The organism is Vibrio sp. 10N.239.312.D08 (assembly GCF_041466145.1).
In the GTDB taxonomy this organism is placed as follows: Bacteria; Pseudomonadota; Gammaproteobacteria; order Enterobacterales; family Vibrionaceae; genus Vibrio; species Vibrio crassostreae_C.
Window position 1 is genome coordinate 1 of the sequence record NZ_JBFSSD010000130.1, and the last position, 1,173, is coordinate 1,173.

1 protein-coding gene is annotated in these 1,173 nt (G+C 41.1%); it reads right to left on the reverse strand.

Annotation, left to right across the window (positions count from 1 at the left end; translation table 11 throughout):
* Positions 1-33 precede the first annotated feature (33 nt).
* Complete coding sequence (locus tag AB6D58_RS24485) at positions 34-1,065, reverse strand: IS630 family transposase (RefSeq protein ID WP_371708614.1); 1,032 nt, start codon at positions 1,063-1,065, stop codon at positions 34-36.
* Positions 1,066-1,173: the final 108 nt, after the last annotated feature.

The window sequence follows — 1,173 nt, forward strand, 5'->3', positions numbered from 1 at the left end:
AATTTTTCAGTCTAATATAGCTGTTATACCCAGTTAACTTGAAGATGCGCAGTTGAGCACCTGAAAATTATCATTTATTCGAGACACCAGTGAGCCTGCAATTTTAGGTAAAGTTTCCTCGAAAAATTGCTCTACTGCAGCTCTAAAATCAGCTTTGTTTTTAAAGTAAACATTATTTCTCGCGTGCTCATTCATCACTTTCCATAGCCGCTCAATTGGGTTTAGATTGGGGCTGTATGGTGGGAGGTAATGTAACTCTATGTTCAGTACATAAGCGGCATTTTTTACCATCTGACTGCGATGATAGCCTGCACCGTCCAATATGAGGTGAACCTTGTGCTCTAAGGGGTAGCTTTCGCGTATCTTGCAGAAAAATCGCACGATATTTTCACTATCAATGGTGTCATATTCGCTTACAACGGTGCCTTCAATATCTGCTAGATTTAAGGCGCCAACGATGTTCAAGCGACTTCGGCTTCCCGTTGTTTCAATGACTTTATCTTGTCCCTTTCGTATCCAGCCATGAGTGACCTTGGTGGCTTGTGTTGGGTGGACAGCATCCATGAAGATAATAGCTTCTTCCTTACCCAAACTAGCTTTAAGCCTCTTATAAAACTCAATGAAGTCAGCTTGTTGCTTTTCATCAAACTTATGTGGAACACCTTTAGGCTGCTTGTAACTAAAACCATGCTGATGTAACCACTTGTTCATGCCTGGCACACTGTATTCAACCCCAAATGACGCCCATACATAAGCGACAATTTGATGGGTGTGGTGATAGGTATTCTCTGTTAAGTGTCCAACTAACGCCCGAGTTTGGCTGGTAGAGAGATGACTTTGTGAACCACCATTTTGAGGCTTTAACTTATTTAACTGAAGGTAGTCGTTGAGATGTTGCCGCACAGTTGATTCATGAATGAGCAGCGCATCGGCAATTTCACGAGGACTCCAACCGTTACTTGCATGAATGACCGCTTTTATGCGGTCACGAACCCGTCCATCACGAGTAGTATCGTGTAAGACTTTTAGCTCCTGCTTTTGTTGGTTGGTCAGAGTAATTTTCATGGTTGATAGCATGATCTTCTCATTGCAAAAAATCAAGCTCCTTCAATGATCACGGGTATATGGATATAATTTTATTCATGGTTTTATATATTAATATTAAAAATAGGA